At 42.3% G+C, this 9,007-nt stretch carries 7 protein-coding genes; 3 read left to right on the top strand and 4 right to left on the bottom strand.

Features of this window, described 5'->3' with window-relative positions; all coding sequences use genetic code 11:
• Nucleotides 1-366 precede the first annotated feature (366 nt).
• On the top strand, nucleotides 367-756 hold the full coding sequence (gene gcvH, locus PI95_RS33515) for a glycine cleavage system protein GcvH (protein ID WP_039743272.1): 390 nt from the start codon (nucleotides 367-369) through the stop codon (nucleotides 754-756).
• Here the strand turns inward: gcvH and PI95_RS33520 are convergent.
• Nucleotides 739-939 carry a hypothetical protein gene (locus tag PI95_RS33520; RefSeq protein ID WP_039743275.1) on the bottom strand — a complete coding sequence of 67 codons (201 nt, stop codon included), beginning with the start codon at nucleotides 937-939 and terminating at the stop codon, nucleotides 739-741. The two genes, gcvH and PI95_RS33520, sit on opposite strands and share 18 nt — an antisense overlap.
• Before the next feature lie 94 nt (nucleotides 940-1,033).
• Here PI95_RS33520 and gcvP point away from each other — a divergent pair, with 94 nt between their 5' ends.
• Nucleotides 1,034-4,093, top strand: coding sequence for an aminomethyl-transferring glycine dehydrogenase (gcvP, locus tag PI95_RS33525; protein ID WP_039743276.1), 3,060 nt, complete (start codon nucleotides 1,034-1,036; stop codon nucleotides 4,091-4,093).
• 62 nt (nucleotides 4,094-4,155) lie between these two features.
• On the opposite strand, the gene PI95_RS33530 is transcribed toward gcvP, so the two are convergent.
• The 3 genes from PI95_RS33530 to PI95_RS33540 all read right to left on the bottom strand — a co-directional run bounded on the left by PI95_RS33530 (nucleotide 4,156) and on the right by PI95_RS33540 (nucleotide 6,540).
• Nucleotides 4,156-5,025 (bottom strand): SDR family oxidoreductase, encoded by an 870-nt coding sequence (locus tag PI95_RS33530; protein WP_039743278.1) that lies wholly within the window; start codon nucleotides 5,023-5,025, stop codon nucleotides 4,156-4,158.
• A 37-nt stretch (nucleotides 5,026-5,062) separates the two neighbouring features.
• Nucleotides 5,063-5,623, bottom strand: coding sequence for a Uma2 family endonuclease (locus PI95_RS33535; protein ID WP_039743280.1), 561 nt, complete (start codon nucleotides 5,621-5,623; stop codon nucleotides 5,063-5,065).
• Between the two features lie 173 nt (nucleotides 5,624-5,796).
• Nucleotides 5,797-6,540 (bottom strand): tetratricopeptide repeat protein, encoded by a 744-nt coding sequence (locus PI95_RS33540; RefSeq protein WP_039744078.1) that lies wholly within the window; start codon nucleotides 6,538-6,540, stop codon nucleotides 5,797-5,799.
• A gap of 879 nt (nucleotides 6,541-7,419) precedes the next feature.
• On the opposite strand from PI95_RS33540, the gene PI95_RS33545 reads away from it, so the two are divergent.
• Nucleotides 7,420-8,778 (top strand): pentapeptide repeat-containing protein, encoded by a 1,359-nt coding sequence (locus PI95_RS33545; RefSeq protein ID WP_039743282.1) that lies wholly within the window; start codon nucleotides 7,420-7,422, stop codon nucleotides 8,776-8,778.
• Nucleotides 8,779-9,007 lie beyond the last annotated feature (229 nt).

Below are 9,007 nucleotides of genomic sequence, written 5' to 3' on the forward strand. Positions count from 1 at the left end.
GAGTCCAGCCCCCGTCTTCTCCCAAGGGGAGACGCTAAAAGCGAAGGCGGTTTCCGTCACGATGGGGGACTGGCGAACCCGAAGGGCGGTTCGTTTTATCATAATTTTGCCCTCATTCCTATATGATATGGCAGGCGATCGCTCTTTCTTCCTTCGCGTATAAAAGCGGTATCAAAAAACCTACCGTAATATATAAACAACTTGACATGGGAAACTTAAATCAATTAAACTCACCCCGACTTGAAAATCCAACATCACGCAATGCCGATATTTTTGACGAAAATTGCAAAATATGGTTAATTATCGATCAAGTGTAGGCGATCGCGCATTCAGCATTAATTTATTTCACATAAAAGAGGAACTAATATGTCTTTGGAATATCCTGAAGATTTGAGATACCTGGATTCTCACGAATACGTGCGCTTAGAAGGCGAAATTGCCACCATCGGCATTAGTGCCTTTGCCGTACAGCAATTAGGTGACGTTGTATTTGTGGAATTACCCGAAGTAAACGACACCGTGACCCGCAATGAAATCTTTGGCTCAATTGAATCAGTCAAAGCCGTCGAAAGTTTAAACTCACCAGTTACCGGCACAGTCATCGAGCGCAACGACGCCATAATAGACGATCCCGAACAAGTATCAGATGACCCCTACGGTGAAGGATGGTTGCTAAAAGTGCGCGTCAACGATCCAGGTGACATTGATGATGCTTTAACTGCCAAAGAGTATAGCACCCTAGTCGCCGGCGAGTAGAGGAGTGGGGGAGTGGGGGAAAGGGGCAGGGGGCAGGGGGCAGGGGGCAGAGGGGATAGGGAAAGATAATTGTCTCCTGTCTCCTTGTCTTTTTGTCTCCTCTGCTTCCCCTGCTCCCCCTGCTTCCCCTGCTCCCCCTGCTCCCTGCTCCCTGCCCCTCTCCCCCTCTCCCCATCCGGACATAAATCATGAAATTTAGATAAACTGGTAAGCAAATACCGACGCGACAAATATAGATGTTGCAAAATATGAAATAGTCGCGTCTGGAGAGCAGTTTGTGGTATTCTACGCCTCTCGTCCTCAGTCAAGCCATGAGCAGGTACTGAGTCAAACGAGTCAAAAGTCAAGTAATTTTCCCGAACGTCACATTGGACCCAACTGTGATGACATCCAACAAATGCTTGAATTATTGGGGATTTCCAACCTCGATACCCTCATCGACAAAACAGTGCCGCAGGCAATTCGGCTGAAACAATCTTTACAACTGCCAGAAGCATTAAGTGAGTATGCAGCACTGGCAAAGTTAAAACAAATCGCTGTCAAGAATGAAGTTTACCGCTCATTCATTGGCATGGGATATTACGACTGTATCACCCCGCCTGTAATACAGCGCAATATCCTAGAAAACCCCGGTTGGTATACAGCTTACACTCCCTATCAGTCAGAAATCGCCCAAGGACGACTCGAAGCGCTGCTAAATTTCCAAACCATGATTATCGATTTGACAGGTTTGGAAATTGCTAACGCTTCCTTGCTTGATGAAGCAACCGCAGCAGCAGAAGCAATGAGTATGAGTTATGGTGTTTGCAAAAATAAGGCAAATACCTACTTTGTATCGCAAGACTGTCATCCGCAAACTATCGACGTGTTGCAGACACGGGCGAAACCCTTAGGAATTAAGATTGTAGTTGGCGACCATCAAACCTTTGATTTCGCACAACCGATATTTGGGGCAATTCTCCAATATCCTGCCACAGATGGCACAATTTATGACTACCGCGCTTTTATAGAAAAAGCCCATGCTGAGGGTGCATTGGTAACGGTAGCGGCAGACCCTTTAAGCTTGACTTTGTTAACACCCCCTGGCGAATTTGGCGCTGATATCGCCGTAGGAAGCACGCAGCGCTTTGGTATTCCCTTGGGGTTTGGGGGACCTCATGCGGCATACTTCGCCACCAAAGAAGAGTATAAGCGGCAAGTTCCAGGGCGGATTGTCGGTGTATCAAAAGATTCTCAAGGTAAAACGGCATTGCGTCTCGCTTTGCAAACCCGCGAACAGCACATTCGTCGCGATAAAGCAACTAGCAATATTTGTACAGCACAGGTACTGCTGGCAGTTATGGCGAGTATGTACGCGGTATATCATGGGTCAGCAGGACTTAAGGAAATTGCCGAAAATATCCACAGCAAGACAGTGATGCTGGCAGAAGGATTGAAACGTCTCGGCTACAGCATCATCAGCGAAAACTTCTTTGATACTCTCAAAGTCGAATTAGGGACACGCAGTAAAAATGCAATTCTCAAAGCTTGCGAAGCGCAAAAAATCAACTTGCGGATTTATGATGAAATTGCGGTTGGCATCTCTTTAGGGGAAACAACGACACTACAAGATTTAGAAGATATCTTAGATATTTTCACTTTTGAGAATAAACTAGCTTTCACTTTAGAAGAGTTAGACAATCCAAAATCCAAAATCCAAAATCTAAAATCCTTTAGCCGCAAAACCAGCTACCTCACCCACCCCGTCTTCAACTCCTATCATTCAGAAACTGAGTTGTTGCGCTATCTGCACAAGTTAGAAAGTAAAGATTTGTCCTTAACTACATCGATGATTCCCTTGGGTTCGTGTACGATGAAGTTGAATGCAACATCGGAAATGATACCTGTAACTTGGACGGAATTCGGTAATATTCATCCATTTGCCCCGCGATCGCAAACCCAAGGTTATCAAATTCTGTTCGATCAACTTGAAGAATGGTTGGCAGAAATCACCGGTTTTGCCGGAATCTCTTTACAACCAAACGCCGGTTCTCAAGGTGAATACACCGGACTTTTAGTAATTCGTGAATATCACGAAAGTCGCAAAGAACAACACCGCAATGTCTGCTTAATTCCGACATCTGCACACGGAACAAATCCCGCAAGTGCGGTGATGTCCGGGATGAAGGTAGTACCAGTTGCTTGTGATGTGGAAGGTAATGTTGATTTAAACGACTTAAAAGCAAAAGCAGAAAAGCATAGCAACCAACTTGCTGCTTTAATGGTGACATATCCCTCAACTCATGGCGTATTTGAAGAGCAAATTCAAGAAATCTGCGCTGTTGTTCACTCTCACGGTGGACAAGTTTACATGGATGGGGCAAATATGAATGCCCAAGTTGGTCTATGTCGTCCGGGAGATTTTGGTGCTGATGTTTGTCACTTGAACTTACACAAAACTTTCTGTATTCCTCATGGTGGTGGTGGTCCGGGTATGGGACCAATTGGGGTTGCTTCTCATTTGGTACCATTTTTACCCGGACACTCCGTTGTCCAAATGCACAGTAAGGGTGGGGGAACCCCACCCCTACCCACTCCCCAACGCCACTTGCTTCAAGCCGGGGAACCCGTCCAACGCAGTGGCTCCTCCCCACTCCCCAACGCCACTTGCTTCAAGCCGGGGAACCCGTCCAACGCAGTGGCTCCTCCCCACTCCCCCATTGGTGCGATCGCAGCTGCACCTTGGGGTAGCGCTAGCATTTTGGTAATATCTTGGATGTACATCGCGATGATGGGTGCGGATGGTTTGAAGGATGCAACCAAGGTAGCGATTCTCAATGCGAATTACATCGCCAAGAGACTTGAAAAGTATTACCCTGTTTTATATAAAGGGAAAAATGCTTTAGTTGCTCATGAGTGCATTTTAGACTTGCGATCGCTCAAAAAATCCGCGAATATCGACATTGATGATATTGCCAAGCGTCTCATGGATTACGGTTTCCATGCACCAACCGTTTCCTGGCCCGTAGCTGGTACAATCATGGTGGAACCCACCGAAAGCGAATCAAAACAAGAATTAGATCGTTTTTGTGATGCGATGATTGCGATTCGTAAAGAAATCGCCGAAATCGAATCAGGCAAAATGGATGCTCAAGATAATGTCTTGAAGAATGCACCTCACACTGCCGAAAGCCTCATCACCGGAGAATGGCATCATCCCTATTCTCGCGAACAAGCTGCATATCCTGCCCCCTGGACTCGCGAACATAAATTTTGGATGTCTGTAGGTAGAATCGATAATGCCTATGGTGACAGGAATTTTGTTTGTTCTTGTCTGCCAATGGACGCTTATTCATAAAAATCTCACGCAAAGACGCAAAGTAAATCTTTCTTTGCGTCTCTGCGTCTCTGCGTGAAAATTTATCCGTTAATTAAAGCCTCTAATTCTTCTTTCACAGACAAAGGTTCATACCCTAACGCAAAAGCTTTAGAACTATCCAAAGAAACATCACTAGGTCTAGGTGCTGCCATTTTTACATCTTGTTGTCGGCAAGCTTGCAAATTTGTAGAAGGCAGTTGAAATACTTCTACTAATAACTTACCAAAATCATAACGCGAAATCCGCTCTTTACCACCCAAGTGAATTACACCGTTGACTTTTTCTAACGCTAATAAAAGTCCTTTTGCGGCAGTTTTTCCACTTACTGGGGTGCGAAACTCATCTATAAATAACTTTAGTTCTTTTCCCTCTTTCAAAGTTTGCATAAATGGCTGCATAAAGCTTGTAGCTGTGGGTGTAGCCATCCCAAACATTAACGGCATTCTACACACTGCTGTCATCGGATATCGTTTCAGCATAGCAGCTTCTGCCATCACTTTTTGCTCACCGTAAAGATTTACCGGACATACTGCGTCTGTTTCACTGTAAGGTGCACATCTGCCATCAAAAACTAAGTCGGTTGATGTAAAAACACACTTTATATTATAATCCGCACAAAGTCCAGCTATATTACTGGATGCTTCTACATTGATTGCGTGTGATTCTTCGGGGTGGGTTTGACAAAAGTTTGGCTGAGATTGTGCGGCAGTATGAATTACTGCTGCTGGCTGAATTTCATGAAATATTTGTTTAATTTCTGGAAAATTTGTTAAGTTAACTTTTAGGGTGTTTATACCGGGAATGTTGAGAGAATGAGATAGATAGGTTCCATAAACTTCCCATTCTCGTGCTAACTGGCAAATATTCCATCCTAAAAAGCCGCTAACTCCAGTAATTAACAATTTTTTCATATTTTTGCAGAAAACGCGGTAGTTTTAGCAATAAATATTAAAATTCTATATCTTCATAAATTTCGGCGATCGCCATTTCCAAACCGACTGATGACAATTTCATTATATCTGTGGGAAAAAATTGCTCCAAAAACCAAGTTTTATGATTATATTTACGGTAAATATCAACTTTTTTTTCTGATTCCGAAATTAACACATACTCTTGTAAACTTTTTATTTGCTGATAATTCATCAGCTTTTCGTTGCGGTGTATGCGTTCTGTTTCTGGGGAAATAATTTCTACTATTAGACAGGGATTAATTTTAAAAAGTTTTTCTCGGTCGGAAGGATCGCAAGTCACACAAATATCTGGGTGATAAAATACATCAAGCGCTTCGATTTTGACTTTCATATCTGATGAAAAGACTCGGCAGCTTTTACCCAGTAAATGTCCTCGCAATCGAGTTAATATATTTCCGGTAATTATTTTACTGTTTTCACTGTTTGCTACTGTTGCATATACTTGTCCACCAATGTATTCATGGTGAACTACGCTTTCCAGTTCAAGTTGCAGATATTCTTCTACTGTTAAATGTAAAATTTTGGCTTTAGTATACATATTTTCACACCCCTATACCAGATAACTTTATTTATTCAAATATACTCGGTATCCATTGGGTGAGAATATCTGTCTTGAGTTATAGTTTTATGTTTTCAACTCAATTAATATTGCGATAAATTTGAAAACAGACATAATTTTCATGATAATTGTTTCTTTCTTCTTGGAATCGATTATTGCAGTAATTCCCGAAAGCGTTTGTCGCGACGCACTTTATCAAAATCTGGATCGCTTTTTGCTAATTGCTGATATTTATTAGGATAAAGCTTGATTGCCTTTTGCAGGTTCTCTGTTGTTAATTCAATATTATTTTGTAAAGCATAAGAGCAAGCTTTATTGTAATAAGCTTCATGTTTTTTCGGCTGAATGGCGATCGCTTTGTCGTATGCGGCGATCGCTTCAGTGTAGCGTGCCAATTTTGTCAAGGCAATTCCTTGGTTAATCCAAGCTTCATACTTATCTGGTTTGATCGCGATCGCTTTTTTATATGCTACTACAGCATCTTGATAAAGGTGCAGTGCTGTTAAGGCATTTCCTCGGTTATACCAAGCTTCATGCAAGTCTTTTTTTATGCCGATCGCTTTGTCGTAGGTAGCGATCGCGTCTTTGTAACGTTGCAGTGCTGTTAAAGCATTACCTTGATTAATCCAAGCTTCGTACTTGTCTTTTTTGATTTTGAGCGCTTTGTCGTATTCGGCGATCGCCAAATTGTAGCGGTGCGATTCTAAAAAATTATTTCCTTGTTGAAAATAATCTTCTACCTTTTGTGTCTCATAAGCTTCTGCCAAAAGCGGGGATACATTGGTTTTTTGTACTACTTGTTTGCTCATCTCTCCTGCTGAGTTTCTCCCATCACTACAGCTGACGATCAATAAAGCGAACAAGCTAGTTGCCCCTAAGTCGCGCCAAACAACCATGCTGTACCTACATAACAAAGTAATATTTATCAAACGTTTATCATCTTTTTTGATAATATCAGTCAACGTTCTGATTTTTGCAAATATTTGCTGAATTTTCAAAAAAAAACTTAACCAATACAAAGATTTTTTGGGTAACCAAATTTACTTATTTTAACATAAACTATACATATTTATTAATAGCTAGTTATTTGCTTGATTGTAGATAGCTGAATTTGAGAGAATAAATTATTACAGTTATTTTTTAAGATAAAAAGATATAAAGCAAGCCAACCGTACTGTTGTATCAAATGTATTTATTTGATATAAAGCAATTTTTTCAAAAATTATAATGAATAGATTCATCCAGAAAAGATGTTAAAAATAATACAATAAGCTTTGATTTTGAAAGCACAATAGATGTCTAAAAAATGGATGGATATAAAAAGTAATGAAGCAGAGGGTTTTGCTCGATACAGATCCATTAAGTAGGTAGGTGCAAATAATTATAAAATAGGGTAGGGTGCGTTATAACGGAGTTTAACGCACCATTAATGTTTAGGGGTGCGTTATGGAAGCCGTAACGCACCCTACAATTGTTTTATATTTAATTCAACCCACTTACTTAGTAGCTTTTCTTTTGGCAATTAGCTAATGCTCAAACGCGGTGAGCAATTTCAGGTTTGATAACGATCGCTTTGTCTTCCCTCAGATTTAATTGCTTGGGCGATCGCGTTGCAAATGTTTTAAAGCAATGCTTCGGTTATACCAAGCTTCATAGAAGTCAGGTTTCATTCGAGCGATCGCCTCTTATAACCTATGGTTGTTGCCTAACCCTACCCAATCGCGGCTACGATAAAACAGCGCAAGAAACAAGTCTGCTGGGGCAAAATAGAAAACATGACGATTGAATCCAATTCCAACTCATCCCATCTACCAACCCCAGATTCCATTCCGGAACAGGACTTGCAACCAGATGACTTTGACGGTGGTGCAAGCGAGAATTGCCTTACCCCAGAAAAGCTTGCGACTCAACAAGCCATAGCAATGGGTGCTTCTTTGCAATCTCAGCAAAATCGAGTTGCTCTCAAACAAGCGCAGTCTTTCCTCAAGCAACGCATTACTAAAAGCGTACCAGTTAAGCCACGGGCATTACTGATTATTTTGCTGGCGATCGCCATCACTTTTATCGGAATAGCCATAAATAACTGGATAATTGGCATCTGCGGCACACTATTAACTTTAGTGTTATCCCTAATAATACTGATACCTTGGTTGCAAGTTGTCGTAGACGAATGGTTTTCATTTCAAGAACGAACGCTGCTTGTTGCCTTTTTGGGAGTTTTAGTATCGATTTTTGGCTTAATCAAGTTCGGTGGTATCGGTTCTTTGTTGCTAGCTTGGGGACGCAAAATTAACTGGGAAGCTTCCGGAACATTAGCAGACTGGTTTGGTGCATTGGGGCAAATTCTCATCGCCATCATCGCCGTTTATGTTGCTTGGCGACAATACGTTATATCCAAAGACTTGACAATTCAGCAAAATCTGCTTACAGTGCAGCAAAATGTCATCACCCAGCAGCAGACAATAGATTCGTATTTTCAAGGCATCTCCGACTTAGTATTAGATGAACAAGGACTATTAGAAGATTGGCCCCAAGAAAGAGCGATCGCAGAAGGACGAACTGCGGCAATATTTAGTAGTGTAGATGGCAGCGGCAAAGCGAAAATTCTCCGCTTTCTCTCGCGGTCGAAATTGCTTACACCGCTAAAACGCGATCGTCACCTCGGTCGAGCGATTCTTGATGGTAGCGGTGGTTACGCTGAAGATCGCCTTTTTGGTTTGCGTGTCATAGATTTAGGCGTGATGCTTGCAGGTGCAGACCTTTCGGGTACAGATTTACGTTGGACAGACTTGAGTGAAGCTAATCTTGTCCGCGCTAATCTCAGCGAATGTGACTTAGTAAAGGCAAATATGAGCCGCACTATTTTATATGATGCCAATCTCAATCAAGCCGACCTGAACAGCACTCGGCTGTTTTATGGTTCAGCAGAAACCGCATCCCCTCGCAGTCGCAGCGAAGCCCCAAAATACGAAACTGGCGAACATACCGGCGCTGTGGTAGAAAATGCCGATTTTACCGATGTCCAGCGGATGTCTGAGGCTAATCGTTACTACTGCTGCGCTTGGTGTGGCGAAAAAAGTAGAGGTACAATTCCCGGTGGTTGTGAAGGCATTCCTAATAAATTGGGAAAATAATTAGTTGTTAGGGGATAGTGGGCATAGGTTTGGCTGTGCGTTGCGCGGGTTCCCCGCGTTGAAGCACCTGCCGTCATTGGGCATTGGGCATTGGGCATTTTTAATTTGGGTCAAAGGGTAAAGGAAAAAAGTGGAAAGGGGGATGGAGTCATATAAAATCAGTCGAAGAGAAGTGAAAATATTTCAACATTTTCCCTTTCCCCTTTCCCCTTTCCCCCTCTTCAAAGGG

The organism is Hassallia byssoidea VB512170 (genome assembly GCF_000817785.2).
Classification (GTDB): Bacteria; Cyanobacteriota; Cyanobacteriia; order Cyanobacteriales; family Nostocaceae; genus Hassallia; species Hassallia carrinoi.